Genomic DNA, 26,738 nt, shown 5'->3' with positions numbered 1-26,738 from the left:
TGTCGGCGGCGACATTGGCGCAAATCCCGTGTGGCATCAAGCCGCCTGCCGGGCGGGAGGGGAGAAACGGGTGGATGATCGGCGCGGCCACCGCGCGCATGCGATAAATGGGTCTGGTCGGCGCGCGCCGGATCGGCAAGACTAGGGCTCGGATTGCTCCAAGGAGACAGGCTTCATGTTTCATACCCACTGGACGCGCCCGCTTCCCCTGGCCGGGCTCGGCGTCCTGCTGGCGCTGGCCGGCGCGCCTGCGACCGCGCTCGCGGGAGCGCCGCTGCAGCCGCACCGCGCCGTCTACGACCTCGGCCTGACCGACAGCGCGGCCGCCGCCGGCATGGCGGCGGTGCGCGGGCGCATGGTCTACGAGTTCACCGGCAATGCCTGCGAGGGCTACAGCATCTCCTTCCGCTTCGTCACCCAGATGGCGGACGAGAGCGGCGGCACGCGGGTCACCGACCTGCAGACCAGTTCCTTCGAGGAGCCGGCCGGCAAGAGCTTCCAGTTCCTCTCCAAGACCTTCATCAACCAGCAGCTCAGCGAGGAAACGCGGGGCCGGGCCGAGCGGACGCCGCAGGCCATCGCCATCGACCTGAAGAAGCCGAAGGACCATGCGGTGACGCTGGCCGGCTCGGCGCTGTTCCCGACCGAGCATCTGATGACCCTGCTGGCGCGGGCGCGCGGCGGCGAGACGATCTTCGTCGCCGACCTGTTCGACGGCTCGGAGACCGGCGAGAAGATCTACGGCACCACGGCGGTGATCGGCCCGCGCCGGGAGGGTGCAGGCGATGTCGGCCGCGACGATCCGGCCGCCGTCGGGGCCATCGGGGCGGGCGCCCACTGGCCGGTGACGATCTCCTATTTCGACGAGAGCAAGGGCGACGGCGGTGAGGGCACGCCGATCTACCAGCTCAGCTTCCTGCTCTATGACAACGGCGTCAGCCGCCGCCTGGTGCTCGACTACGGCGATTTCGAGCTGCGCGGAAACCTTGTCGAACTGACGCCGATGCAGGCCAGCGCCTGCGACCGGTAGGCGGCGTTTCGAGGCGGGGGTGCGGGCGGAAGACCCCGTCCGCACCCGGTTGCGTCGGCGGTCGATCAGCGGTTATCAGCGGATCGGGGGGGCGAACTGGATGCCGCCCTGCGACCACAGCGCGTTGACGCCGCGCGGGAGCTGCATCGGGCTGCCGGCGCCCAGGTTCCGGTCAAAGGACTCGCCGTAATTGCCGACATGGCGGACGATCCGGGCGACCCAGTCGTTGGTCAGGCCGAGATTCTTGCCGAACTCGCCTTCCAGGCCGAGCAGCCGGCGGATCTCCGGATTGTCGCTGGTCTCGGCGATCGCCTCGACATTGGCCTTGGTGACGCCGAGTTCCTCCGCATTGACCATCGCGAACACCGTCCAGCGGACGATGTCGAACCAGACGTCATCGCCCTGGCGGACATAGGGGCCGAGCGGCTCCTTGGAGATGACGCCGGGCAGCAGCATATGCGCGTCCGGCTCGGCCATCTTCAGGCGGTAGGAGACGAGCTGCGACATGTCGGTCGTCAGCGCGTCGCAGCGCCCGCTCTCATAGGCCTTCACCGTATCGTCGATGCTCTGGAAGGTGACGAGCTGGTAGGTCATGCCGTTGACGCGGAAATAGTCGGCAAGGTTCAGCTCGTTGGTGGTGCCCTGCACGGTGCAGATCGAGGCGCCGTTCAGATCGCGGATCGTCTCCACGCCGAGGTCGCGGCGCACCTGGAAGCCCTGGCCGTCGTAGTAGTTGACGGCGGTGAAATCGAGGCCGATGCCGGCATCCCGGCCGAGCGTCCAGGTCGTGGTGCGCGGCAGCACGTCGATCTCGCCGGTCTGCAGCGCCACGAGGCGGTCCTTGCTCGACAGCGGCACGAAGTCGGCCTTCTGCGGATCGTCGAAGATCGCCGCCGCCAGCGCCCGGCAGACGTCGACGTCGAGGCCGGTCCATTCGCCCTTGTCGTCGGCCATGCTGAAGCCGGCGATGCCGGTGCTGGTTCCGCAGACCAGCCGCCCGCGCTCCTTGACGATGTCGAGCGTGTCCTTCGCCAGCGCCGCATTGCCGAGCAGCAGCGTTCCCGCCACTGCGGCCATCGCCAGCCTGATGCCAGATGATGCCATTCCATGTTCTCCGGTTGGGTCGTGTTTTCAGGTCAAGGGCGCGGGCCTGTCCCGTGCCCTTCCGCTGGCGGCACGCGCTACAGGTCCATGACCTCGTAGCGGCCATGCGCCGTTGGTCTCGGTGTCGGGTCGTCGCTGATGGCGATGAGTTCCGCCGGTTCGGCGCGGGGGGCGGGGTCGCCCTCGCGCCAGATCCAGTAGTGGTTCTCGGGCAGTCCGTTGACCGCGACGACCTTGTGGTTTCCCTGCGCGTCGATGGCGTGGATAGTGACGCGGCCGATCAGGCCGCCGACCAGCCGGCGCATGTCCTCGACCGCCTCGTAGACGGCGTCCGCGACGCTCATTCCCATCTTCATGTAGAGAACGACCGCCCGCGACGTGCCGGCGCGGATGGTCATCTCGCCAACGCCGGTGCAGGCGCAGGCGCCGAAGCGGCTGTCCGCATAGGAGCCGGCGCCGATCGCCGGGCTGTCGCCAAGGCGTCCGGGATATTTCCAGCCCCAGCCTGAGGTGCTGGTCGCCGCGGCGATGTCGCGGTTGCGGTCCTGTCCGAGAAACACCGTCGTGTCGCGGCCAAGCTCCGGGTCGATCGCCTGCTTGCACAGTTCGCGCATCGGCACGTTCGGCCAGTTCCGGCGGTCGGCCTCGCCGACTTCGGTGGCGAACCAGCGCTCCCAGGCGTTTTCCGCGTGCGGCATCAGCAGCTCGCCGGCCTCCGCGCCGATCTCGGCGGCAAAGCGGCGCGCCCCGTCGCCGACCAGGACCTCGTGCGGCAACTGCTCCATCACCTGACGGGCGATGCTGACCGGATGCAGGAAGCCGGTGAGGGCGCCCACCGCGCCGGTGCGGAATGTCGTTCCGTCCATGACCGAGGCGTCGAGCTCGACGGTGCCCAGAAGATTGGGCCAGCCGCCGCGGCCGACGGTGCGCACGCTCTCGTCCGCCTCGACCAGGCGCAGGCCCGCCTCGAGCGCGTCGAGCGCGGAGCGGCCCTCGGCCAGGAGCCGCGCCGTCGTCGGAATGCCGCACCCCCCCTCGTTGTTGGAGACGACGATCATGCCGGCCTTGCCTGTGTGTGAGCGGTCTGTTGACTCATTTTGTATCCAGTTATTTGAGAGCCATATGGCCTATTTTTTGGCGGTTTATCGCCGAATTTTTCAAGACTCGCCAGATGCGAAGAGCGACAGTATGGCAGATTCTCTGAGAGATTGGATTCAATTTTTTCGCGGGCGAAAGGCTGCTATCATCGCGGCGGGCGACGGGCTATGCCTTGCCCGACCGACACCGCAACAGAGGCGCGTTCTGCCGATGACATCGACTGCAGCATCAGGAACCCTGGCGGGGCCCGCATCGAGCGAAGCCTCGACCGGGCGCCGCAAGACGACGAGCGCCCAGGTGGTCGACCGGCTGCGCGAGCGCATCCTCAGCGGGGACCTGCCGGAGGGCGCGCAGTTGCGGCAGGAGAAGCTGGCGAGCGAACTCGGTGTCAGCCGCGTGCCGGTGCGCGAGGCGCTGCATCAGCTTGAGGCGGAAGGGCTGGTGACGCTGGTCACCCACAAGGGCGCGGTGGTCTCGGGGCTCTCGGTCGACGATCTGGAGGAGACCTACGAGATCCGCGCCCAGCTCGAAGGCTGGCTGCTGGAGCAGGCCATGCCGATCCTCAGCGAGCGGGACTATGCCCGCGCCGAAGCGCTGGTCGCGGAGATGGAGAGCGACCTGCGCGACGAGAGCTGGTCGGATCTCAACTGGCGCTTCCACGCGACGCTCTATGCGCCGGCGAACCGGCCGCGCACGCTGGAGCTGGTGCACAAGCTCTATCGCAATGCCTATCGGCATTTTCCCTTGCCGATCCGGCTGACCGGCGGACGCGAGCGGATGAGCCGCGAGCACCGGATGCTGGTCGAGCTGTGCCGCAAGGGCGATGTCGCTGCCGCCCGCGAGCACCTGACGACGCATATCCTGCTGGGCGCGCGGACGTTGATTTCCCGGCTCAAGGCCTTGCGGCAGAAGGAAGCGGTGGACGAGAGCGGCCGTTAGCGGTCGCGCTGGCGGCGCGGGTCGCCGGCCTTGGTGAGGCCGAGTTCGACCGCTTGGCTGCCGAATTTCGAGCGCAGCGCGTCGATGGCCCGCTCGGCCCTGGCGCGCTGGCCGGCGGCCGGGTCGACGAGGTCGTCCGGGTCGGCCCGCGTGCCGTCGCTCAGTTCCGACAGGCCGATGCCGATCAGGCGGAAGCGGCGGCCGTCCGCGGCGCCCTTCAGCAGCTCCTCGCCGGTGCGGAAGATGCGGTCGGCGAGCTGCGTCGGATCAGCGAGGCTGCGCGAGCGGGTGAGGATGCGGAAGTCCGGTGTCTTAAGCTTAAGCGTCACGGTGCGCCCGGCGAGATCCGCCGCCTTCAGCCGCGCCGAGACCTCTTCCGCGAGGCGCCGCAGGATGGCGCGCAGCGTCCCCAGATCGGAAATGTCGGTGTCGAAGGTCGTTTCGCTCGACACGCTCTTGGTCTCGCGGCTCGCCGAGACCGGCCGCTCGTCGCGGCCATGGGCAAGGCTCGCCAGCCGCAGACCCATCGCGCCGTAGCGGCGGGCAAGGTCGACCGGGTCCATCGTCTGCAACTGGCCGATGGTGGTCAGCCCGTCGGCGGCGAGCTTCTGCTGGAACACCTTGCCGACGCCCCAGATCAGCCCGATCGGTTGCCCGGCAAGGAAGCTTTTCGCCTCCGCCGCGCCGATCACCGAGAAGCCGCGCGGCTTGTCGAGATCGGAGGCGATCTTGGCGAGGAACTTGTTGGCGGCAAGCCCGACGGAGACGGTGACGCCGACCTCCTCCTCGATGGAGCGGGCGAAGCGGGCGAGCGTTTCCGCCGGGCTCGCGTGGTGCAGCCGCTGCGTACCCGTCAGGTCGAGAAACGCCTCGTCGATCGACAGCGGCTCGACGAGCGGCGTGAGCGCCCGCATCCGCTCGCGGATGTCGCGGCCGACACGGGCATATTTCGCCATGTCCGGCTTGATCACCACCGCGTCGGGGCACAGTTCGCGCGCCTTGAACATCGGCATGGCCGAGCGCACGCCCTTGATGCGGGCGATGTAGCAGCAGGTCGAGACGACGCCGCGGGTGCCGCCGCCGACGATCACCGGCCGGTCGGTCAGCTCCGGATTGTCGCGCTTTTCCACCGAGGCATAGAAGGCGTCGCAGTCGATATGGGCGATCGACAGGCTGTCGAGCTCGGGATGGGAGAGCACGCGCGGACTGCCGCAGGCGCGGCAGCGCAGAAAGCTGCCGCGCAGTGCCGCCGGCGCCCGGGTCAGGCAGTCGCGGCACAGCACGGTGCCGGCGCGGGGGGCTTGCGCGCCGTCCGCTCGATCTCCCCCAACAGGCGCTGCGCCCGACATGTCCCGCGGCTCCGGTCCTTCGGCGGCGGGGTGGGCTCTCAGCCGCCGATCACCTGGCGAATATACGTTGCCGCCGTGTCCCAGTCATGGGTCTTGAGGCCGGTTCCCTCGATATCCTCCGCCCCGGCGAAGAAGCGCCTGTCGGCGATGAAATGCACCAGCGTGCTGCCCGCATGGCTGTCGCGCACCGAGCGGATATTGGCGGGGCTGTCGTCGATGAAGACGACCGGCGCGCTGCGCCCGGCGGCAAGCGCTGCCACCGCGCCGCCCTTGGGGCCGGAATTGGTGATAAGCGGATAGGTCATGCCGTGGCTGGTGAGGGTGCGGATGCGGCCCTCGCGGTTCCAGTCGCCGGGCAGGTTGGTGAGGAACACCACGTCGGCGGCCCCGGCAAGGCCGGCCAGCGCGTCGGCGGCACCCGGCACCGGCTGCTGCCGCTCGACCCATTCGTCGAAGAAGGCCTGGATCAGCGCCCGCACCACGGCCGCCTCCAGCAGCGTGCCGGCGGCATCGGCGATGTTGCCGGTGAGCTTGTAGTCGTGGCTGAGAAAGCGGTGGCCGGAGCGGCCCATATGCTCCTCCAGATGGACGAGGAACAGCAGCGCCACCTCGTCGACGTCGCAGATGACCAGCGGCCGGGCAGGGCGCGCGGGCTGTGCCGCGTGCAGCCGGCGGATCTGGTCGAGCGTCGCCGGCAGCACCGGGGTCGGCGCGCTCATGCGCCGCTGTCCCCGAATCCATCCCCGAAGCCGTCCCCGCCATGGGCGGTATCGAGCGCGTGGCGGGCGGTGGCGATGGTGGTCGGGCGCAGGCCGCGCGCCTCGCAGAAGGCGAGCAGCAGGGCCTCGTGGCCCATGTAGAATTCCAGCACGCCGATCAGGAAGCCGGGCTCGCCCGCCGCCTGGCGCAGCTCCGCCGGGCCGATGCCGGCGAGAGCCAGGAAGCGGCCGAGATGCTCCATGTCATGGGCGAGATAGCCGAGCGCGTCGGCGGCGACCGCCTCCGCCTCCTCGGGTCCCAGCCGGGATGAATGCCGCGCGATCATTCGCGTTTGCCTTTCCGAAACGAATTCCCTCTACGATATATGGTACCTATCGTGGGTAAGGGGCCGACGCCAGTCACGCTCTCGCCAAGCCGGCACGGGTCTCGTGCCGGCATGTGAGCCGCGGGTAGGCCGGGCGCGGGGACGAAGGCGAATACTATGGCTAAAACCGTGCTGATTGTTGAGGATAACGAACTCAACATGAAGCTGTTTCACGATCTTCTCGAGGCGCATGGCTATCAGACGCTGCAGACCCGCACGGGGATGGAAGCGCTGGAGCTGGCGCGCGAGCATCGTCCGCAACTGATTCTCATGGACATCCAGTTGCCGGAGGTTTCCGGCCTCGAAGTCACCAAGTGGATCAAGGAAGACGACGACCTCAAGGCGATCCCGGTCATCGCCGTCACCGCCTTCGCCATGAAGGGGGACGAGGAGCGGATCCGCCAGGGCGGCTGCGAGGCCTATATCTCCAAGCCGATCTCGGTCGCCAAATTCCTGGAAACCGTTCGTTCCTATCTGGGCGACTGACCGACGGACGGGGGCCAACGGGCGGGCATGAGCGGGCGCATTCTCGTCGTCGACGACGTCAAGGCGAATGTGAGGCTTCTGGAAGCCCGGCTCGGCGCCGAGTATTTCGAGGTCCGCTCCGCCGTGAGCGGCGCCCAGGCGCTGGAGATCCTCGCCGGCTGGCCCTGCGACATCGTGCTGCTCGACGTGATGATGCCCGGCCTCGACGGGTTCGAGGTCTGCCGGCGGATCAAGACCGACCCGCGCAGCGCGCATATCCCGGTGGTGCTGATCACCGCGCTGGACGGGGCCGAGGACCGGATCCGCGGCCTGCGCGCCGGGGCCGACGAATTTCTCACCAAACCGGTCAACGATGTCGCGCTGGTGGCGCGGGTGCGCAACCTGATCGGCCTCAAGCGGCTCAGCGACGAGTTGCGCCTGCGCGCCCAGACCGGATCGCAATTCGGCCTTGCCAGCGACTTCGACCCGGCCGGCGAGGCGCCAGCCTGCGTGCTCGTCGTCGATGACCGGCCCACCTCGGCCGAGCGGCTCGCCGCCGCGCTCGCGCGGGACTACGACGTGGTGGTCGAGCCCTCCGCGCCGCAGGCGCTCTTGGGCGCCGCCGATGGCGGCTACGACACGATCCTGATCAACCTGCGCATGGCCGGCTACGATGCCCTGCGCCTCGTCTCGCAACTGCGCTCGCTGGAGCGCACGCGGCTGGTGCCGATCGTGCTGATCGCCGATGCGGACGACACCGCGCGGGTGACGCGGGCGCTCGATCTCGGCGTCAACGACCATGTCGCGCGGCCGATCGACAAGACCGAACTGCTGATCCGGGTGCGCACCCAGGTCAGCCGCAAGCGGGCGATGGACCGGCTGGCGGCGGATGTCGAGCAGACCCTGGCGATGGCGGTCACCGATCCGCTGTCGGGCCTGCGCAACCGGCGCTATCTGGAGACGCATCTGGCGAGCGAGTTGCGCCAGGCGGCGGAGGCCGGCCTGCCCTTGGCGCTGATGCTGGTCGATATCGACCATTTCAAGCGGATCAACGACCTGCACGGGCATGACGCCGGCGACGGGGTGATCCGCGACGTGGCGCGGCGGCTGCGCTCGCACACCCGCAGCCTCGATCTCGCCTGCCGGTTCGGCGGCGAGGAATTCGTCATGCTGATGCCGGAGACGGATCTGGACAAGGCCGCCGGCATCGCCGAGCGGCTGCGCAAGGTCATCGAGGCCGAGCCCTTCCGCCTGCCGTCCGACGACGAGATGCTGGTGACCGTCAGCATCGGCGTCGCCAGCTATCGGGGAACCGGCGACAGCGGCCCGAAGATGCTCAAGCGGGCCGACCAGGCGCTGTACCGGGCCAAGGGCGAGGGGCGCAACCGCGTGGCGCTGGAGCAGGCCGGGGAGCAGTCCGGGCAGCAGGCCGAGGCGCAGACCCGAACGGGTCATGCGCCGGCCGGCCGTCCCGAAAGCGCTCCGGCGGGCGAGGCCGCTCCGGCGCCATCCGGCCGCGGCGCCCGCACCGGCTGAGCTCCAGGCGTCCTCCTAGCGGTAGCCGGGGATCGTGCGGCGGGCTTCCTCCTCCACCTGCCATCTGGTCGCTTCATAGTCGCGGCGCCGGTCGTTCAGCTCGAAACGGGCTTCCTGGATGTTGAAGCGGGCGTCCTGCACCTTCTGGCGCAGGTCGTTCTGGCGGTTGCGGCAGGTGGTCAGCTCGTCGCCCGACTTGTCGCTGCAGTTGACCCGGCCAAGGTCGGCGTTGAGGCGGTCGATCTCGCGCTGGCGTTCGTCGATGCGCCGTTCCAGACTGGTGAGGCGGTCGCGCGAGGACCACAGCCGCTGGCCGAGCCGGTGGGCGCGCTCGGCCTCGCCGGCAAGGTTGGGCGGGCAGATCGGCGACAGGCTGGTGTTCTGCTGGCCGAGGTTGAAGCCGTTCAGCGGGGTGCAGTAGAGCAGCACGCCTTCGCTCCAGCCGCTCATATAGGCCTGCGGATCGGGGGTGACGCCGTGGCGGCCGCAATCCTTGGTCACCTCCTCGAAGCGCGAGGACGGGTAGCCCTGGGCGGCGTGGGCGCGGCCGATCTCGCTCCAGTCGCCGGCAAGGCATTGTTCCTTGGAAACGGTTTCGCAGCCGGCGAGAAGGCCTGCGCCGAGCAGCAGCAAGGCTGCGTGAAGAACATATTTCATGACATGCACCCGTGTGAGCCAAGACGTGCCGACCGGGTATATGCCCCCCCAACGGCATGTTCTCCTTACAGGACCGGGCAGGGCGGACGCAACGGCCCTGAGGCTGCGACCTGCCGCCGCTTCGCGTCACGCCCTTCTGCTGGTGCCGCCGCCGCACCCTGCCGCTGCTTCGCGCGCACCCTGCCGCCGCTTCGCTCACCCCCTCTCGGGCGTCTTCCCGGACGGCGCGCAGCGCCGAGCCGGGACCGGGGAGCCGGGGGCGGTTGGGGAGTGCCGGGAGCGCCTCCGAGCGGCCCCCGCCGCGCCCTGTCGCCGCGCGTCGCCGTGCCGCCCTTGACCCGCCTCGTCGGAAAGGTCATTTGACAGCGGCCATAGATTTGAGGGATCGTCCCGCGTCAGTCGCGCAGGCCGTATCCGTTGTAAGGCGCCGTCCGGACGGGTCGGCGCGCCCGTTTTCCTGTTTGGGGTCTCATGAATATCGTCATTGTGGAATCGCCGGCCAAGGCCAAGACCATCAACAAGTATCTTGGCTCGGATTATCAGGTCCTCGCCTCCTACGGCCATGTCCGCGACCTGCCTCCCAAGGACGGTTCCGTGCTGCCCGACGAAGATTTCGCGATGACCTGGGATGTCGATGCGAAGTCGCAGAAGCGCCTCAACGACATCGTCCGCGCCGTCAAGGATGCCGACCGCCTGATCCTCGCGACCGACCCCGACCGCGAGGGCGAGGCGATTTCCTGGCATGTGCTCGAGGTGCTGCGGCAGAAGAAGGCGCTGAAGGACAAACCGGTCCAGCGCGTCGTCTTCAACGCCATCACCAAGAAGTCGGTGCTCGACGCGATGGCCAACCCGCGCGAGCTCGACGAGCCGCTGGTCGATGCCTATCTGGCCCGCCGCGCGCTCGACTATCTCGTCGGCTTCACCCTGTCGCCGGTGCTGTGGCGCAAGCTGCCGGGCGCCCGCTCGGCCGGCCGCGTGCAGTCGGTCGCCCTGCGCCTCGTCTGCGACCGCGAGGCCGAGATCGAGCGCTTCGTGCGCCAGGAATACTGGTCGGTGCTGGCCAATCTGACGACGGCGGGCGGCGCTGCCTTCCAGGCGCGCATCGCCGCCTTCGACGGCAAGAAGCTCGGCCGCCTCGACATCGCCAACGAGGAGCAGGCGAACAGGATCGCCGCCTTCCTGCGCGCCGCCTCGCTGAAGGTCGCGAGCGTTGAATCGAAGCCGCAGCGCCGTCATCCGGCCGCGCCCTTCACCACCTCGACCCTGCAGCAGGAAGCCTCGCGCAAATACGGCTTCGCCGCCGCCCGCACCATGCAGATCGCCCAGAAACTGTATGAAGGCGCCGATATCGGCGGCGAGACCGTCGGCCTGATCACCTATATGCGAACCGACGGCGTGCAGATCGCCGGCGAGGCCATCGCCTCGGCCCGCAAGGTGATCGGCAAGGACTACGGCGACACTTACGTTCCGGAAAAGCCGCGCCACTACTCCTCCAAGGCGAAGAACGCCCAGGAGGCGCACGAGGCGATCCGCCCGACCGACCTGACCCGCCGCCCGCGCGACGTCGCCCGCTATCTCGACCCCGACGCCGCCCGGCTCTACGAGCTGGTGTGGAAGCGCACCATCGCCTCGCAGATGGAATCCGCCGTGCTGGAGCGCACCACCGTCGATATCGACGCGAGCGGCGCTGGCGGGTCGGCGACCCTGCGCGCCACCGGCTCGGTCGTGCGTTTCGACGGCTTCCTCGCGCTCTATCAGGAGGGCCGCGACGACGAGGAGGACGAGGACGCCCGCCGCCTGCCGGCGATGAGCGAGGGCGAGAAGGTGGAGCGCCAGTCCATCGAGACCGCGCAGCACTTCACCGAGCCGCCGGCCCGCTTCACCGAGGCGACCCTGGTCAAGAAGATGGAAGAGCTCGGCATCGGCCGTCCCTCGACCTATGCCTCGACGCTGCAGACCCTGCGCGACCGCGACTATGTCACGCTCGACGGCAAGCGCCTGATCCCGCAGGACAAGGGCCGGCTCGTCACCGCCTTCCTGGAAAGCTTCTTCAACCGCTATGTCGAATACGACTTCACGGCGGAACTGGAGGAAAAGCTCGACCGCATCTCGGCCGGCGAACTGTCGTGGAAGGATGTCTTGCGCGATTTCTGGAAGGACTTCTCCCTCTCGGTGCACGACACCAAGGACCTGCGCGTGTCGCAGGTGCTGGATGCGCTGAACGAGATGCTGGCCGCCCATGTCTTCCCGGACACGGGTAATGGCGAGGACCCGCGCAAGTGCCCGGTCTGCGGCTCCGGCCGCCTGTCGCTGAAGGTCAGCCGCTTCGGCGCCTTTGTCGGCTGCTCGAACTACGACAAGGACAAGCTGGAGGGCAAGGTTCCCAACGAGAACCCGCCCCATTGCGGCTACACGCGCCAGCTTTCGGCCGCCGGCGGTGGCGAGGAGGGCGATGCGGAGATCGCCGACGGTCCGAAGCTGCTCGGCCAGGACCCGGCGAGCGGCCTCGACGTCACCCTGCGCTCCGGGCGGTTCGGCCCCTATGTCCAGCTCGGCGAGGAAGCCAAGCCGAAGCGCGCCTCGCTGCCGCGCGGCTGGCAGGTCGCCGACATGGATCTCGACAAGGCCCTGCAGCTTCTGTCGCTGCCGCGCGAGGTCGGCCCGCATCCCGAGGACGGCAAGATCATCTCCGCCGGCATCGGCCGCTACGGCCCCTTCGTGCTGCATGACGGCACCTATGCCAATCTGGAAAGCGCCGACGAGGTGTTCTCCGTCGGCATCAACCGCGCGGTCGATGCGCTGGCCCAGAAGCGGGCGAAGTCGACGCGCGGCGGCGCTGCCGCCGCTCCGCTGAAGGAGCTCGGCGCGCATCCGGACGGCGGGCCGATCACCGTGCAGGACGGCCGCTATGGGCCTTACGTCAAGTGGGCGAAGGTCAACGCCACCCTGCCCAAGGGCAAGGACCCGATGACGGTGACGCTGGAAGAGGCGATCGAGATCGTCAACGCCAAGGCCGGCAAGTCGGGCAAGGGCGCCAAGAAGGCTGCGCCCAAGAAGGAGCCCGCCGCGAAGAAGCCCGCCGCGAAAACGACAGCGGCCAAGAAGCCGGCGGCCAAAAAACCGGCGGCGAAGCCGAAGAAGGCGACTGCCGCCGCGGATGGCGCTTCTTGAGCACCAAGGCGCCGAAACGTCCGCGCGCGGCGAAAAAGGGCGAAAAGACCAAGGGCGCGGCGGAGCTGCCGGGCCGTGACGCGATCATGGCCTTCCTCGCCGACAATCCCGGCATGGCCGGCAAGCGCGAGATCGCCCGCCATTTCGGCATCACCGGCGGCGCCCGCATCTATCTGAAGCGGCTGCTGCGCGAGATGGCCGACGACGGGCTGCTGGAAAAGCGGCAGAAGCGCCTCGCGCGCCCCGGCGACCTGCCGCCGGTGCTGGTCGTCGTCGTCACCGGGCGCGACAGCGACGGCGAGCTGCTGGCCGAGCCGGCAAGCTGGGACGAGGACGAGCACGGGACGCCGCCGCGCCTCCTGGTGCTGCCCGATCCGCACAAGTCCGATGTGCGCGTGCCCGGCCTCGGCGACAGGCTCCTGGTGCGCGTCACCGGCGATCCGACGGGGGACGAGGCGTCCCGCGCCGGCCGTATCATCAAGCTGCTCGAACGCCAGTCCTCCAGCGTCCTCGGCATCCTGCGCCAGGCGCGCGGGCGCACCTCCCTGGAGCCGATCGACCGCAAGCAGAAGGAACTGGAGATCGACACCAGCGATCTCAAGGGCGCGGTAGACGGCGACCTCGTCGGCGCCCGGGTCACCAAGGTCGGCCGCTACGGGCTGCCGCGCGGGCGCATCGTCCGCCGCATCGGCGCCATGCATTCGGAAATGGCGGTCTCCGAGATCGCCCTGCACACCCACGGCATCCCGCATGACTTTCCCGACCGGGTGATCGAGGCGGCGGAGGCGGCGACGCCGGCGACCCTGTCGGGCCGCGAGGACTGGCGCAAGCTGCCGCTGATCACCATCGACCCGGCCGACGCCAAGGACCATGACGACGCGGTGCATGCGGTCGCCGACGACGACCCGGCCAACGAGGGCGGCTATATCGCCACCGTCGCCATCGCCGATGTCGCCTATTACGTCCGCCCCGGCGAGCCGCTCGACCGCGAGGCGCATCTGCGCGGCAATTCGGTCTATTTCCCCGACCGGGTGATCCCGATGCTGCCCGAGGCGCTGTCCAACGGGCTGTGCTCGCTGAAGGAGGGCGAGGAGCGCCCGGCGATGGCCGTGCGCATGGTCTTCGACGGGGAGGGGCGCAAGCTGCGCCACAGCTTCCACCGGGTGATGATGCGCTCGGCGCTGAAGATCTCCTACGACAAGGCGCAGGCGGCCATCGACGGGGAGGGCGGCATCGTCGCCGATGCGGTGCTGGACGATGTCCTGAGGCCGCTGTGGGCCGCCTATGCCTGCCTGAAGCGCGGCCGCGAAGCGCGCGAGCCGCTCGACCTCGACCTTCCCGAGCGCAAGATCCGCCTGAAGCCGGACGGCACCGTCGACGGCGTCCATGTGCCGGCCCGCCTCGATGCGCACAAGCTGATCGAGGAATTCATGATCCAGGCCAATGTCGCGGCGGCCGAGACGCTGGAGAAGCACGGCGTTCCGCTGCTCTACCGCGTCCACGACGCGTCGAGCCCGGAAAAGCTGGAGGCGCTGAAGGAGTTCCTGGGGACGCTCGGCATCCGCCTTGCCTCGAGCGGCGGCATCCGCCCGTCGGCTTTCAACGGCATCCTGCGGAAGGTCGAGGGCACGCCGGAGGCCGAGCTGGTCAACCAGGTGATCCTGCGCAGCCAGGCCCAGGCGGAATATTCGCCGCAGAACATCGGCCATTTCGGCCTCAACCTGCGCCGCTACGCCCATTTCACCTCGCCGATCCGCCGCTATGCCGATCTCATCGTCCATCGCGGCCTGATCCGGGCGCTGAAGCTCGGCGACGACGGGCTGCCGGACGGCATGGAGGGGCGGCTGGAGATGATCGGCGCCGACGTCTCGGCAGCCGAGCGGCGGGCGATGCTGGCCGAGCGCGACACGATCGACCGGCTGATCGCCCTGTGGCTGGCCGATCAGGTCGGCATGCGCTTCGCCGGGCGGATCTCCGGCGTCGTCAAGTCGGGCCTGTTCATCCGCCTCGACGACACCGGCGCGGACGGGTTCGTGCCCGCCTCGACCCTTGGCGCCGACTATTACCATTACGACGAATCGTCGCATTCGATGAGCGGGCGAACCACCGGGGAAACCTTCGCTCTTGGCGACCTGGTCGAGGTCCGGCTGGTCGAGGCGGCCCCTTACGCGGGGGCGCTGCGGTTTGAACTTTTGAGCGAAGGTCACTATCACAAGCGAAGGAATGCGCGTGAGCGCACCATCGCGCGCAGCCGCAAGCACAAGAGCGGCAGTGCCGGTGTCCCGGGCAAGACCGGGCAGCCGCCGAGGGGGCGGCCATCGAAAGGACGGCGCACATGACAGTCACCTATGCAGGATCGCCCGAGCTTGTGGGCACCGCCGCGGCCAGGGGCTCCCTGGACGCCAAGCCCAAGCGCGATGTCGGCCGCGCCATGCTGCTGGGCGCCAAGGGGCGCTGCCCGGCCTGCGGAACGGGGCGCCTTTACGGCAAGTATCTCAAGGTCGAGCCGGTCTGCGCCTCCTGCGGCGAGGAGCTGCACCACCACCGCGCCGACGACGCGCCGCCCTATTTCACCATCTTCGTGGTCGGCCACGTGGTGCTGCCGATCGCGCTCGCGGTCGAGGTGATGACGGTGCCGCCGATGTGGGTGCACATGGCGCTGTGGCTGCCGCTGATCGTGCTGTTGACGCTGGTCTGCCTGCCGCCGATCAAGGGCGCGCTGATCGGCCTGCAATGGGCCAATTACATGCACGGCTTCGACCCCAACGCCATCGGCGACGACCAGCCGGCCTATGATTTCGGCGGAGACGGCACCCGTTCATGAGCGAGTTTCTGGTCCGCCGGCTGTCGGAAGCCGAGCGCTACATGGACAATCCCAACCTGCGGCCGAAGGATGCGGCGACGCTCTTGGTGCTCGACCGCAGGGACGACGGCAACCACCGGGTGCTGATGGGCCGCCGCCACATGCGGCACCGCTTCATGCCCGGCATGTTCGTGTTTCCCGGCGGCCGGGTCGACCCGGCCGACAGCCGCGTGCCGGTCGTCGGCGACTACCATCCGGTGGTCGCCAGCAAGCTTGCCCATGCGATGAAGGGGCCGAAGACGGACGCCCGCACCCGCGCCTTCACCGTGGCGGCGATTCGCGAGACCTATGAGGAGGCCGGCCTGTTGGTCGGCTCCCGCTGCGACATCGACTGGCAGGGCGCCGGCGACATGGCCGCCTTTTCCGAGCGCCACCTGCTGCCGGACCTGTCGCCGGTGCGGCTGATCGCCCGCGCCATCACTCCGCCGCGCCGGCCGCGCCGCTTCGACACGCGCTTCCTCGCCGTCTTCGCCGATGCGGTGGCCGACCGTCTGCCCTCGGGCACCGGCCCCTCCGGCGAGCTGGAGGAGGTGCATTGGCTGACCCTGCAGGAGGCCAAGGCGCTGGAACTGCCGACGATCACGCTGACGGTGATCGAGGAGCTGCAGGCGCGGCTTGCCGAGGATCCCGAGCTCGATCCGGCCCATCCGGTGCCGTTCTACTACTGGCGCGGCAAGGGCTTCGTGCGCGAGGAGATCTGAGGCGCGGATCGGGGCGCGAAACCGGGAGCGCCGCGCGCCTTCCCGCTTGACTTTGGGCGCGCGAAACGTATGGTGCGCGCTCAGTTTCCCAGAACAACCGGTGGAGCGTCCTCTCCGAACAGCGGAGGCTCCGACGTACGGCCGGACACAAGTGCAAGGACAAGAACGATGGCCAAGGCAAACACCATCAAGATCAAGCTGCTGTCGACGGCCGACACGGGCTTCTTTTACGTGACCAAGAAGAACTCCCGCACCATGACCGACAAGATGGTCAAGCGGAAGTACGATCCGGTCGCGAAGAAGCACGTCGAGTTCCGCGAGACCAAGATCAAGTAAGACCTCGCGCGCAGCGCATCGGTCCCGCCGCTTCAGGCCCCTTCGGGGGCCTTTTGCGTTGCGGCGCCGCGCGGCCTTGGCGTCCCGAAAGCCCTTGGTTCTGGGAGCCACTGACGGTTCTGGGAGCCACTGACAGCCCCTGAGGCCGGGAGCCCTTGAGCCCCCCCTTGAGAAAACTGCGAAGTGCGCGAGGGGGCAGGCGATCGGCGTCCCGGCCGGGACACGAGGAGGCCACTCCAAACCCGGGGGACGCCGATCAAGCCCACGGGTGTCAGGAGATGCGGCGGACCTGAACGTGCCGTGGGTCACCCTGCCGGTCGGAGCCGAAAGCGGCGGCCGGCAGGAACAGGCGGCGACGGTTCGGTTGGAGCGGTCGCGGCCGGTTCCCGAAGACTACTCGAAAGCTTCGACGAATCAACACGCTCGCCGGCTTCGCTAAGAATTTCTTTCATTTTTATGTAAATGAGATCGGTTAATCCGCCGGCCTCGCAATATTGTTGCGTTTTGCGCGGATTTGCGGATCGATTCCTCCTCGGCTCTCCTTCTCTCCGCCTTCTTCCGGACGCCGCTCCTCTCTTTTTTGCGCGTCCTCCCGCGCGGCAGCCCCCTCCCTGCGCCCTCCCGCACGACGCGCAGCGGAGATGCGGGACCGGCGAGCCGAGGGCCTGTCGGACACGCTCCCCGAACGACGCCACACGCACCGTGGCTCTCCGGTTCCGGCCCGCGGCTGCGCCTTGGCCGGAATGACGACGGGAGAGGCTGGAGCAGCGAGAGGGGACAACGCCAGCGCCTTCCGCCTAATGCCCGCCAAGGGTGCCAATGGGTCCCGGATCTTCGGCCTTCGGCCTCGTCCGGGACGACGTCCGAGAGGGAGGCGCGGCCTTGCGCTCCTCCGCGCGAGCGCTTGGGACGGGTGTGCGCTTTCCTCCCCCTCTGCCGTCACACCGGGCGCGCGCTAGCGCGACCCGGTGCCCATTGGCTGCCAGAGCGGCGGCGAGGACGCACCGGCCGAGCTCCATCCACCGGCTGTCGTCCCGGCCTCAGTGAAGCCGAAGACCGGGACCCAGTAACCACAGGTCGCTCGGTTCGAGCCGTGATGCTGCCGCCGGACGGCCGCCGGCTGCTGCCTTCACGCCACCACCAACTCCGGCGGATACTGGATACCTGCCTTCGCAGGCATGACAGCCGAGAGGGGCGCGCGCCTTCCGCCTCATGCCCGCCAAGGGGGCCAATGGGTCCCGGATCTTCGGCCTCCGACCTCGTCCGGGACGACGTTCGAGAGGGAGGCGCGGCCCCGCATCCCCGCCGCCGTCGTTCCACGCTCCGACTGTCGTCCCGGCTCGGCAGGCGCCCGCCGTCCGGACGCTGGCGCGCTGGCACGGGGGCGACCGGAGGCAAGGTCCGTAGAACTGCGCAAGTTGCGGGTACGGCACGCGAATATCACGTCATCAGCTTGCCAGAGATCGTTTTTGACGTGTACTATGATTGTATAAAATCAATGGTTGTGCAAACCTTCCATGCCGCCTCGACAAGCCAACAACCGGGTCACACAATGCCGATAGATGCCCATAACGACCGCTCTGAGGCCGCCCGCTACTGCGCCCAGATTTGCCGTGAACTGAGGGACCTTGCCTCGAATAACGAATTGGAATTCCTAGCATATTTGCTGGAGATGGCGCGGGTGGAGGCCTTCGACCGGCATGTCGAACTGCAGCGGCCGGGAGCGGAGAAAGCGGGCAGGCGCTGATCCTTATCACAGGTTGTATTCGGGCATTTGCATCTATTCCGCAACCCCTGTGCTTCTCTTGGTTGAAATTTAGGTTGTGGTTGTTGCGGGCTGCAATTCGCGGTGATCTTGGCCCTGCCGGCGGGAATGAGCCGCTCGGCCGGCCGCCTCCTGCGCCTGTCCGGGATGGGGATCGCAACAGCGGAGCCGCTCTCTCCGCAGCGTGGCTGGAGCGCTCTTTGAACTCTCCCCCAACTCCCCCGAAGCACACCCACAGCGCCGGTGGAACGCCCCTGGAGCCTCGCGAGGACGCCGGCCGCCTCAGCGGCCGTCGATCAGGCTGATGCGCTGGCCGCGATGGCGTTCCAGCCGGCCGGCCAGTTCCAGCTCCAGCAGGATCACGTGGACGATGCGGGCGGAGAGGCCGGTGTAGCGGATCAGCTCGTCGACTTCGACCGGTGCCGGCCCCAGCGCCGAGAGCACGCGGCTGCGGTCGCTGTCGCCGACATCCGGCGGGGCGATCCGCCGTCCGTCCGCGTCCGGTTCCTCGATGTCGAGGCCGGGGATGTCGTCGGCGATGCGGCGCGGCCCGAGGCTTTCCAGCACGTCGGCGCCGTTTGCGACCAGCGTTGCGCCGTCGCGAATCAGCCGGTTGCCGCCTTCCGAGCGCGGATCGAGCGGCGAGCCCGGCACCACGAAGACCTCGCGGTTCTGCTCGGCGGCGAAGCGCGCCGTGTGCAGCGAGCCGGAGCCGCGCGCCGCCTCGATCAGCACCGTTGCCAGCGCCATGCCGGAGATCAGTCGGTTGCGGCGGGGAAAATCGCGGGCGCGCGGCTTCCAGCCGAACGGCATCTCGCTGACGATGGCGCCGCGCGCGGCGATGTCGTGATAGAGGTCGCGGTTTTCCGGCGGATAGATGATGTCGATGCCGCCGGCCAGCACCGCCGCCGTGCCGCCCGCAAGCGCCGCCCGGTGCGCGGCCGCGTCGATCCCGCGTGCCAGCCCCGAGATGATGGTATAGCCGGCCGCCGACAGGTAGCCGGCGATCTCGCTGGCGATCTTCTGCCCGGCCAGCGAGGCGTTGCGCGCGCCGACCATGGCGATGGTGGCGCCGTCCGCCAGCCGGTCGTCGGAGCCGAGCACGGAAATCAGCGGCGGCGCGCCGTCGACATGGCGCAGCAGGGGCGGGTAGCCGTGTTCGCCGAGTGCCCTGAAGCGCCCGCCGATCCGCGCCAGCGCCTCGATCTCGCGTTCCGCCTCGTCTTGCGAGGCGATGCGGATGGCGCGCTTGCCGCCGCGGCGGGAGAGTTCGGGCAGGGCGGCGAGCGCCGCCTCGGCCGAGCCGGTGTGGTTGATCAGCTCGCGAAAGGTGACCGGGCCGACATTCTCGGAGCGGATCAGCCGCAGCCAGGCGAGGCGCTGGCGCTCGGAAAGGGCGCGACCGCGCCCGGTCGCGCCTGCGCTCATCCCTTCTGGCCGATCCGGCCTTCGGTGCCCTTGAGAAGGCGGCCGATATTCTCGTGATGCTTGGCCCACAAGATCACCGAGAGCAGCGCCATCAGCTCGGCCACCTGCGCCCGGTCGAAGACGAACCACAGCAGCACGGGGGTGGCGAAGCTCGCCGCCAGCGCCGAGGCGGAGGAGTAGCGCGTGACCACGGCGACCGCGACCCAGATCGCGGCAAACGCGAGCGCCGCCGGCCAGTAGAGGCCGAGCAGCACGCCGAGATAGGTGGCAACCCCCTTGCCGCCGCGAAAGCGCAGCCAGACCGGGAAGAGATGGCCGATGAAGGCGCCGAGGCCGGCGATCACCGCCGGGTCCGGCCCGCCATAGCGGCTCGCGACCAGCACCGCCACCGTGCCCTTCAGCATGTCGCCGAGAAGGGTGAGGGCGGCGAGATGCTTCTTGCCGGTGCGCAGCACATTGGTGGTGCCGATATTGCCGGAGCCGATCTTGCGGATGTCGCCCTGGCCCGCCAGCCGGGTGATGATCAGCCCGAACGGGATCGAGCCCAGCAGATAGCCGAAGGCGAGGGCGGCAAGGTAATAGGGCCAGACGAGACCCCAACTGATCGGATCGGGCAACGCGCAGCCTCCGGTTGCAACAGCGCGGTAACTCTAAAGCACAAGCAGGGAAAGGCAAATCCGCTTTTCCCGAGGGGCCTGATCCAAGAGCGTTTGACGCCTTCAGGGCGTGACGATCTTTCCTGCGACGATGGTGTGCAGCACCTGGCCGGTAAAGCGCGCATCCTCGAACGGGGTGTTCTTGGAGCGCGACTTCAGCCGGGTCTTGTCCAGCACCCAGGGCCGGTCCGGATCGAACACGACAACGTCGGCCGGGGCGCCTGCCGCAAGCCGGCCGGCCTCCAGGCCCAGCCGGCGGGCCGGGTTGCAGGTCATCGCCGCAAGCAGGGGGACAAGGCCGATCTCGCCGGAATGGACGAGGCGCAGGCCGGCGGCCAGCAGCGTCTCCAGCCCGATGGCGCCGTCGGCGGCCTCGGCGAAGGGGTGGCGCTTGGTTTCCACGTCCTGCGGGTCGTGGCCCGAAACGATGACATCGATGGTGCCGTCGGCGAGCGCGGCAATCATCGCCTGGCGCTCGTCTTCCGAGCGCAGCGGCGGCGACATCTTGAAGAAGGTCCGGTAGGGGCCGATGTCGTTCTCGTTCAGCGTCAGATGGTTGACGGTGATGCCGCAGGTAACGTCGAGCCCGTCTGCCTTCGCCCGGGCGATCGCCCTGGTGCTCTCAGTGCAGGAGACCGACTGGGCGTGGTAGCGCCCGCGCGTCAGCGCGGCGAGCCGCAGGTCGCGCTCGACCATGATGATCTCGGCCTCGCGCGGGCTGGCCGGCAGGCCCTTCCAGCTTGCCGACAGGCTCTCGTTGACGACGCCGCCGCCGGCCAGCGCCGGGTCTTCCGTGTGGTGCACGACGAGCGCGCCGAAATCGCGGGCATAGGTCATCAGCCGGCGCATGATGCCGGCATGGGTGACCGAGCGGTGGCCGTTGGAGAAGGCGACGGCGCCGGCGTCCTGCAACAGGCCGATCTCGCTCATCTCCTCGCCGGAAAGACCCTTGGTCAGCGCGGCGAAGGGGTGGACATTGACGCAGGCCGTGTCGCGGGCGCGGCGCAGCACGAAGTCGACCAGCGCCGGGTCGTCGATCACCGGATCCGTGTCGGGGGAGGTGACGATGGTGGTGACGCCGCCGGCCGCCGCCGCCTGGCTGGCACTGGCCAGCGTCTCGCGGTGTTCGGCGCCGGGCTCGCCGACGGTGACGCCCATGTCGACGAGGCCGGGGGCGACGACCGCGCCGGCCACGTCGATCACCTCGGTTCCTTCCGGGGCGCCCTGGTTCTGCGCCGCCGGCCCTGCGGCGGTGATGCGTCCGTTCTCGATCAAGACGCTGCCGGGCGCATCAAGGCCGCTTGCCGGGTCGATCACCCGGGCATTTGTGAGGAGGATCGGGCTCTGCGGGTTTGCCATGGCCGGGCTCCTCACTTGTTCGGCAGATGGGCGGCGAGCGCCTCGAGAACGGCCATGCGCACGGCAACGCCCATCTCGACCTGCTCGCGGATCAGGCTCTGCGGCCCGTCGGCGATCTCCGGGTCGATCTCCACGCCCCGGTTCATCGGGCCCGGATGCATCACCAGGGCGTCCTCCGCCGCCTCGGTCAGCTTGTCGCGGTCGAGGCCGTAATAGCGGAAATATTCGCGCACGGAGGGGATGAAGGCGCCCTGCATGCGCTCGCGCTGCAGGCGCAGCATCATCACGATGTCGGCGCCGGCCAGCCCCTTGCGCATGTCCTGGAACACCTCGACGCCCATCTGGGCGATGCCGCTGGGCAGCAGCGTCGAGGGGGCGACGACGCGCACCCGCGCGCCGAGCGCGTTCAGCAGGATGATGTTGGAGCGGGCGACCCGCGAATGCAGGATGTCGCCGCAGATCGCCACCGTCAGCCCGGCGATGCTGCCCTTGTGGCGGCGGATGGTCAGCGCGTCGAGCAGCGCCTGCGTCGGGTGCTCGTGCGCGCCGTCGCCGGCATTGACCACCGAGCAGCCGACCTTCTGCGCCAGCAGATGCACCGCGCCGGCGGCGTGGTGGCGCACGACGATGATGTCCGGATGCATGGCGTTCAGCGTCGCCGCCGTGTCGATCAGCGTCTCGCCCTTCTTCACCGAGGACGAGGCGACCGACATGTTCATGACATCGGCGCCGAGCCGCTTGCCGGCGATCTCGAACGAGGACTGGGTCCGCGTCGAGGCCTCGAAGAACAGGTTGATCTGGGTCCGGCCGCGCAGCACGGCCTTTTTCTTCTCGACCTGGCGGCTGATCTCGACGGCGGCTTCCGCCTGGTCGAGCAGCGCGACGATCTCGTTGGGCTGCAGGCCCTCGATGCCGAGGAGGTGACGGTGCGGATAAAGCTCCGCGAGGGGGGGATGATGAGCGCTCATTAAAGCCAACCCTATAGGCGCTTCCCGGCGCCGGCTCAAGCGCGGCGAGGCGTTCTCCACCGGCGGGGGGCATTGAGTCGAAACGCGCGCCCGCGTGACAGATCGAAACCCGCGCCAGATGGCCGTGAGAGCGTGTTTCCTACTGCGCGAGCAGCAGGGCCAGCGGCATGGTAACCGCCGCCAGCACGGTCTGCAGGGTCAGGATCTCGGCCATCAGCGGTGCGTCGCCGCCCATCTGGCGGGCGAGCAGATAGGCATTGCCGGCGGACGGCACCGCCATGGCGATGATCACCGCCGAAAGCGCGGCGCCGTCGAGGCCGAGCAGCAGCGCGAAGGCGACGCCGAAGACCGGCATCACCACCAGCTTCAGCACCGTGGCGGTGGCGAGCGCCGGGCCGGGACGGCGCAGGGCGGCAAGGTTCAGCCCGGCGCCGACGCAGACGATGCCGATCGGCAGCGCCGCATTGCCGAGGATCTGCAGCGTCGCATCGGCGAAGCGCGGCAGCGGCAGGCCGGTGAGGTTGAACGCCAGCCCGGCGCCGGTCGACCAGATCAGCGGATTTTTCAGCAGATCCAGCGCGATGCGGCTCGCGCCCGGCGGCGAGCCGCTGGCAAAGCGCGCCAGCACCAGCACGTTGATGACATTGAGCAGCGGGATCATCGCCACCACCGCCACCGCCAGCAGCGCGACGCCCTCGCGGCCCAGCAATTCGTCGGCGATGGCCAGCGCGACGAAGGTGTTCCAGCGCGTCGCGCCCTGGAAGATCGAGCTGAAGCGCGGCCCGGTGATGCCGAACCGCGTCTTCAAAAGCGGTTGCAGCGCCAGCGTCAGCGCCGACATCGCCAGGATCGCCAGGATCAGCGCCGCGCTCATGCCGAAGGCGGGGATCGCCAGGAAGTCGGTCTTGGCGACGGTGCGGATGATCAGCGCCGGGAACAGCAGGAAATAGGCGATCTTCTCGATGCCGCGCCACTGGTCGCCGGTGATCAGGCCCATGCGCGCGACGATGTTGCCGGCGGCGATCACCAGCAGCACCGGGATCAGCGCGTTGAAGACGCCGTTCATGGTTGCCCGTCGTCCGGGCCATAGTCGGGCATGTCGTCCTGCTCGTCGAGGCTGCCATAGGTCAGGCGGTCGAGCAGGCCCTGCAGAATGTAGGAGGCGGCCATCTTGTCGACCAGTTCGGCCCGGCGGGCGCGCGAGCGGTCGGCCTCGATCAGCGTGCGGGTGACGGCGGCGGTCGACAGGCGCTCGTCCCAGGCGGTCATCGGAATGTCGGTCAGCGCCGCGAGATTGCGGGCAAAGGCGCGGGTCGCCTGCACGCGCGGGCCTTCCGTGCCGTCCATGTTGAGCGGCAGGCCGAGCACCAGCCCGCGCACCTCGTGTTTGGCGCAGATGTCGAGCAGCGCGGCGGCATCGACGCCGAATTTCTTGCGCCGGATCGTCTCCAGCGGCGAGGCGATGCCGCGCCCCAGATCGGACAGCGCAAGGCCGATGGTCTTGGTGCCGAGATCGAGACCGATCAGGCGTCCGATGCGGGGGAGGCGCGCTGCGAAATCTTCCAGCGCAAGGAGAGGGTCTGTCGCCATTCAGCGGCTTTAGCACGGCATGGCAGGGGCGAACAGCTCCGGGATTGCCGTTTGCCGACAAGTGGCTAGATTCCGGCGGGAGAGTTCCAACCAGATCCGAAGGCAGCCATCATGAAGCTCACCTATCTCGGCCATTCGGCGTTCCGCGTCGAACTTCCCGGCGCGATCCTCCTCATCGACCCGTTCCTCAGCGGCAATCCGTCCTTCCCGTCCGACATGACCGTCGAGAAGGCCAGCGCGGGCGTCACCCATATCCTGCTCAGCCACGGCCATGACGACCACACCGGCGACGCCGTCGCCATCGCCAAGGCGACGGGCGCGCAGGTGACGGCGAATTTCGAGGTCTCGATGTGGGTCCAGTCGCAGGGCTATGAGAACATCAATCCGATGGGCTGCGGCGGCACGGTCGATGTCGGCCCCTTCGCGGTCTCGCTGACCCAGGCGCATCACACCTCGTCCTCGCTCGCCGGCGGCTGGCCGCCGGTCTATATGGGCCAGCCGAACGGCCTGATCGTGCGGGCCAAGGGCCAGCCGACGCTCTACCACATGGGCGACACCGACATTTTCGGCGACATGGCGCTGGTGAACGAGCTCTACGCGCCGAAGGTCGGCATCGTGCCGATCGGCGACCGCTTCACCATGGGCGCGCGCACCGCCGCGCTCGCCTGCCGCCGCTTCTTCGACTTCGACACGGTCATCCCCTGCCACTACGGCACGTTCCCGATGCTCGACCAGTCGGCGGATGCCTTCGTGCGGGAAATGGGCGACCAGGGCGCGCGCGTGAAGGTCACCGCCCCCGGCGCCTCGCTGGAGATCTGAGGGGGAGGCTTGTTTGGGCGCGCTTGCTGCCTACATATTGATGGAGCGCGCCGCCTATTGCACGGCGGGGGCGGTTGTGCGAATAATCTGTTACTCCGTTGCGTCCCGCTACGTTTTAAGGCCGCAACGGCATAAAAGGGCTCCTGCGGGAGCCCTTGCTATTTCTAGGCCTTGATTGGATTGCGAATGGACCGTTGCGGCGTTTTCGTAGACGCAGGCTATCTTTTTGCGCAGGGAAGCGCGGCAATCACAGGTAGCAAGAAGTCGCGCGATCGATTGCTTCTGAACGCCAGGGTCGCTGTTGATGCGTTGATCGGGTTCGCCTGTACGAAAGCGACAGATTGTCGAATTCTCCGGGTCTACTGGTATGACGGCGCGATAGGTGGGGTCCGTCCCACATCCGACCAAGCCCTTGTTGCCAACCTCGACAATGTGAAACTGAGACTTGGCTTCGTAAACAGTCATGGCCAGCAAAAGGGCGTCGACTCCCTCATCGTGACGGATCTTATCGAACTCGCCCGCCTGAAGTCGATTACGGATGCCGTCTTGCTTTCCGGCGACGAGGACGTTCGCGTCGGCGTCCAGATTGCTCAGAACTATGGCGTGCGGGTCCATCTGCTTGGAATCGCCCCAAGCCGTGGCTCTCAATCTCAGCAGCTCATGCAGGAATCCGATACGACGAGCGAGTGGGGACGAGACACTGTCTCCACGTTCTTGACCCTTCGAGAGGGCGTCGCCGATCTGGAGCTGACAGAAGCAGCTTTGGCAGTCCCGTCTGAAGTTCCCGATGCTGCTTTTGAGTCGAGTAAGATCGAAATTGCCGCGACTGTCTTTGTAGAGCAGCTCGAGGAAACGGACATCAAGGGAATTGAGGCGTACTGGGAGACAAATCGCGGTGTTCCGCCGGACCTTGACCGGAAACTGCTTCGTCTATGTGCTTCAGAACTGAAGCGACGCCTCGACAAGGACGAGGTCGGTCTCCTGCGATCATTCTTCCAAAAGGCGGTAAAGGCACGGGGCACCTCGCCGGACTGAAGCATGTCACCCGACTGGACACACGAAGAATGTTCTCGTAATGTTCTCGTCAGTCCAGAACAGGTGCCGCCATGACGATTGCCCTTCCGCTCCGCTCCCGCCTGCGCGTTTCGCCGTTCCGCGGCCGGCTTGACGACTATCTGGTGTCGCTGGCGCGCGGCGATCTGCTCGGTGCGGCGCGGGCGCATTTCGCCCCCGACATCCGCCTGTTCGACAATGGCGCGCTGGCGGCCGAGGGGCTGGAGGGGGTGCTGCGCAAGCTGCAGCCCGTTGCCCGCCGCTTCGCCATGCTGCGGGGCACCATCGACGGGCTGGTCTGCGACCGGGCGGGCGAGACGGCGGAGTTCTCCTGCCGCTTCGACGGGGTCGAGATCGACGGCCGCGTCTTCCGCGAGACGGTGTCCGTCCGCCAGCGCTGGCATCTCGGCCGGATCATCGAGGAGGAGCAGTGGCGCGGGCTGGCGGCTTTCGCCCACACCTCCGCTCAGGCCCCCGCCCATGCTCTGGCCGGCAGGCATGCGTCTGCCGCTCCGGGCTCCGGCCTGCCGGCGTCGCGGCCCTCCGCCGCCGCCTGTTCCGCGCTCGGCCCGTCCGCCTGCGGGCAGGGGGCTGCCGCCTGATCGGGCAAAGGCCGGCCTAATTGATTTGCGCGCCGGCTGCGGCTTGCGGGGCGAAGGATGCGGATGATATAGCCCGGTCAAGCGGGTGCGGCCCGTCGGCATTGTTGCCGGCCGGGCTTGCCGGCATTGCGGCGGGCCTGTCGTCATGAAGGGGCCACGTTCGCA

At 68.4% G+C, this 26,738-nt stretch carries 24 protein-coding genes; 12 read left to right on the top strand and 12 right to left on the bottom strand.

Annotated features, from left to right (window positions below):
- Positions 1 to 175: 175 nt before the first annotated feature.
- The gene (locus P2PM1_RS14670) at positions 176 to 1,030 is read left to right on the top strand and encodes a cell envelope integrity EipB family protein (RefSeq protein ID WP_186399563.1); all 855 of its coding nucleotides are present in this window, start codon (positions 176 to 178) and stop codon (positions 1,028 to 1,030) included.
- Positions 1,031 to 1,105: 75 nt separating this feature from the next.
- Here the strand turns inward: P2PM1_RS14670 and P2PM1_RS14665 are convergent, their stop codons facing one another.
- Entirely contained in the window at positions 1,106 to 2,134 is a 1,029-nt protein-coding gene (locus tag P2PM1_RS14665; protein WP_371636753.1) for an amino acid ABC transporter substrate-binding protein, read from the bottom strand.
- Between the two features lie 77 nt (positions 2,135 to 2,211).
- Complete coding sequence (locus P2PM1_RS14660; protein WP_186399562.1) at positions 2,212 to 3,192, bottom strand: N(4)-(beta-N-acetylglucosaminyl)-L-asparaginase; 981 nt, start codon at positions 3,190 to 3,192, stop codon at positions 2,212 to 2,214.
- A gap of 250 nt (positions 3,193 to 3,442) precedes the next feature.
- Here P2PM1_RS14660 and P2PM1_RS14655 point away from each other — a divergent pair, with 250 nt between their 5' ends.
- A complete protein-coding gene (locus P2PM1_RS14655) occupies positions 3,443 to 4,171 on the top strand; it encodes a GntR family transcriptional regulator (protein ID WP_186399561.1) in 729 nt (242 codons plus the stop codon).
- On the opposite strand, the gene P2PM1_RS14650 is transcribed toward P2PM1_RS14655, so the two are convergent.
- Genes P2PM1_RS14650 through P2PM1_RS14640 form a run of 3 tightly spaced genes read right to left on the bottom strand, consistent with a single transcriptional unit; the run spans position 4,168 to position 6,565 of the window.
- The gene (locus tag P2PM1_RS14650) at positions 4,168 to 5,520 is read right to left on the bottom strand and encodes a DNA polymerase IV (RefSeq protein WP_186399560.1); all 1,353 of its coding nucleotides are present in this window, start codon (positions 5,518 to 5,520) and stop codon (positions 4,168 to 4,170) included. The genes P2PM1_RS14655 and P2PM1_RS14650 overlap by 4 nt on opposite strands.
- Positions 5,521 to 5,558: 38 nt before the next feature.
- Positions 5,559 to 6,239, bottom strand: coding sequence for a hypothetical protein (locus P2PM1_RS14645; RefSeq protein ID WP_186399559.1), 681 nt, complete (start codon positions 6,237 to 6,239; stop codon positions 5,559 to 5,561).
- Positions 6,236 to 6,565, bottom strand: a complete 330-nt coding sequence (locus P2PM1_RS14640) for a DUF3572 domain-containing protein (RefSeq protein WP_186399558.1) — start codon at positions 6,563 to 6,565, stop codon at positions 6,236 to 6,238. Before P2PM1_RS14640 ends, P2PM1_RS14645 begins: the two co-directional genes overlap by 4 nt.
- Before the next feature lie 156 nt (positions 6,566 to 6,721).
- Between P2PM1_RS14640 and P2PM1_RS14635 the strand changes: the two genes are divergently transcribed.
- Positions 6,722 to 7,090, top strand: a complete 369-nt coding sequence (locus P2PM1_RS14635; protein ID WP_186389062.1) for a response regulator — start codon at positions 6,722 to 6,724, stop codon at positions 7,088 to 7,090.
- A gap of 27 nt (positions 7,091 to 7,117) precedes the next feature.
- Positions 7,118 to 8,605: a PleD family two-component system response regulator gene (locus P2PM1_RS14630; protein ID WP_186399557.1), complete on the top strand. Its 1,488-nt coding sequence runs from the start codon at positions 7,118 to 7,120 to the stop codon at positions 8,603 to 8,605.
- Positions 8,606 to 8,620: 15 nt separating this feature from the next.
- Here the strand turns inward: P2PM1_RS14630 and P2PM1_RS14625 are convergent, their stop codons facing one another.
- Positions 8,621 to 9,262 carry a DUF2799 domain-containing protein gene (locus tag P2PM1_RS14625; RefSeq protein ID WP_186399556.1) on the bottom strand — a complete coding sequence of 214 codons (642 nt, stop codon included), beginning with the start codon at positions 9,260 to 9,262 and terminating at the stop codon, positions 8,621 to 8,623.
- 471 nt (positions 9,263 to 9,733) lie between these two features.
- On the opposite strand from P2PM1_RS14625, the gene topA reads away from it, so the two are divergent.
- The 5 genes from topA to rpmG all read left to right on the top strand — a co-directional run bounded on the left by topA (position 9,734) and on the right by rpmG (position 16,333).
- A complete protein-coding gene (gene topA, locus P2PM1_RS14620; protein WP_186399555.1) occupies positions 9,734 to 12,433 on the top strand; it encodes a type I DNA topoisomerase in 2,700 nt (899 codons plus the stop codon).
- A gap of 86 nt (positions 12,434 to 12,519) precedes the next feature.
- Positions 12,520 to 14,772, top strand: coding sequence for a ribonuclease R (gene rnr, locus P2PM1_RS14615; RefSeq protein ID WP_186399685.1), 2,253 nt, complete (start codon positions 12,520 to 12,522; stop codon positions 14,770 to 14,772).
- Positions 14,769 to 15,257, top strand: coding sequence for a DUF983 domain-containing protein (locus P2PM1_RS14610; protein ID WP_186399554.1), 489 nt, complete (start codon positions 14,769 to 14,771; stop codon positions 15,255 to 15,257). Before rnr ends, P2PM1_RS14610 begins: the two co-directional genes overlap by 4 nt.
- Positions 15,254 to 15,997 carry an NUDIX hydrolase gene (locus P2PM1_RS14605; protein ID WP_186395284.1) on the top strand — a complete coding sequence of 248 codons (744 nt, stop codon included), beginning with the start codon at positions 15,254 to 15,256 and terminating at the stop codon, positions 15,995 to 15,997. Before P2PM1_RS14610 ends, P2PM1_RS14605 begins: the two co-directional genes overlap by 4 nt.
- 168 nt (positions 15,998 to 16,165) lie before the next feature.
- The gene (gene rpmG / locus P2PM1_RS14600) at positions 16,166 to 16,333 is read left to right on the top strand and encodes a 50S ribosomal protein L33 (RefSeq protein ID WP_186389056.1); all 168 of its coding nucleotides are present in this window, start codon (positions 16,166 to 16,168) and stop codon (positions 16,331 to 16,333) included.
- Between the two features lie 2,047 nt (positions 16,334 to 18,380).
- Here the strand turns inward: rpmG and dprA are convergent.
- The 6 genes from dprA to ruvX form a co-directional block, all read right to left on the bottom strand.
- Positions 18,381 to 19,526: a DNA-processing protein DprA gene (gene dprA, locus P2PM1_RS14595; RefSeq protein ID WP_186389055.1), complete on the bottom strand. Its 1,146-nt coding sequence runs from the start codon at positions 19,524 to 19,526 to the stop codon at positions 18,381 to 18,383.
- A complete protein-coding gene (plsY, locus tag P2PM1_RS14590; protein WP_186399553.1) occupies positions 19,523 to 20,143 on the bottom strand; it encodes a glycerol-3-phosphate 1-O-acyltransferase PlsY in 621 nt (206 codons plus the stop codon). The genes dprA and plsY overlap by 4 nt, the downstream gene beginning before the upstream one ends.
- Positions 20,144 to 20,245: 102 nt before the next feature.
- Positions 20,246 to 21,541, bottom strand: a complete 1,296-nt coding sequence (locus tag P2PM1_RS14585; RefSeq protein ID WP_186399552.1) for a dihydroorotase — start codon at positions 21,539 to 21,541, stop codon at positions 20,246 to 20,248.
- A gap of 11 nt (positions 21,542 to 21,552) precedes the next feature.
- On the bottom strand, positions 21,553 to 22,509 hold the full coding sequence (locus tag P2PM1_RS14580) for an aspartate carbamoyltransferase catalytic subunit (protein WP_186399551.1): 957 nt from the start codon (positions 22,507 to 22,509) through the stop codon (positions 21,553 to 21,555).
- Positions 22,510 to 22,648: 139 nt separating this feature from the next.
- Positions 22,649 to 23,575: an AEC family transporter gene (locus P2PM1_RS14575; protein WP_186399550.1), complete on the bottom strand. Its 927-nt coding sequence runs from the start codon at positions 23,573 to 23,575 to the stop codon at positions 22,649 to 22,651.
- Entirely contained in the window at positions 23,572 to 24,099 is a 528-nt protein-coding gene (gene ruvX / locus P2PM1_RS14570) for a Holliday junction resolvase RuvX (protein ID WP_186399549.1), read from the bottom strand. Before ruvX ends, P2PM1_RS14575 begins: the two co-directional genes overlap by 4 nt.
- A 111-nt stretch (positions 24,100 to 24,210) precedes the next feature.
- Here ruvX and P2PM1_RS14565 point away from each other — a divergent pair, with 111 nt between their 5' ends.
- The 3 genes from P2PM1_RS14565 (at position 24,211) to P2PM1_RS14555 (ending at position 26,573) form a co-directional block, all read left to right on the top strand.
- Positions 24,211 to 24,918: a metal-dependent hydrolase gene (locus P2PM1_RS14565; RefSeq protein WP_186399548.1), complete on the top strand. Its 708-nt coding sequence runs from the start codon at positions 24,211 to 24,213 to the stop codon at positions 24,916 to 24,918.
- 186 nt (positions 24,919 to 25,104) lie between these two features.
- Positions 25,105 to 25,953, top strand: a complete 849-nt coding sequence (locus P2PM1_RS14560) for an NYN domain-containing protein (RefSeq protein WP_186399547.1) — start codon at positions 25,105 to 25,107, stop codon at positions 25,951 to 25,953.
- Positions 25,954 to 26,024: 71 nt separating this feature from the next.
- Positions 26,025 to 26,573: a hypothetical protein gene (locus tag P2PM1_RS14555; RefSeq protein WP_186399546.1), complete on the top strand. Its 549-nt coding sequence runs from the start codon at positions 26,025 to 26,027 to the stop codon at positions 26,571 to 26,573.
- Positions 26,574 to 26,738 lie beyond the last annotated feature (165 nt).

It is taken from the genome of Stappia sp. P2PMeth1 (genome assembly GCF_900185735.1).
Classification (GTDB): Bacteria; Pseudomonadota; Alphaproteobacteria; order Rhizobiales; family Stappiaceae; genus Stappia.
This window is presented reverse-complemented; position numbering and strand designations above follow the sequence as displayed.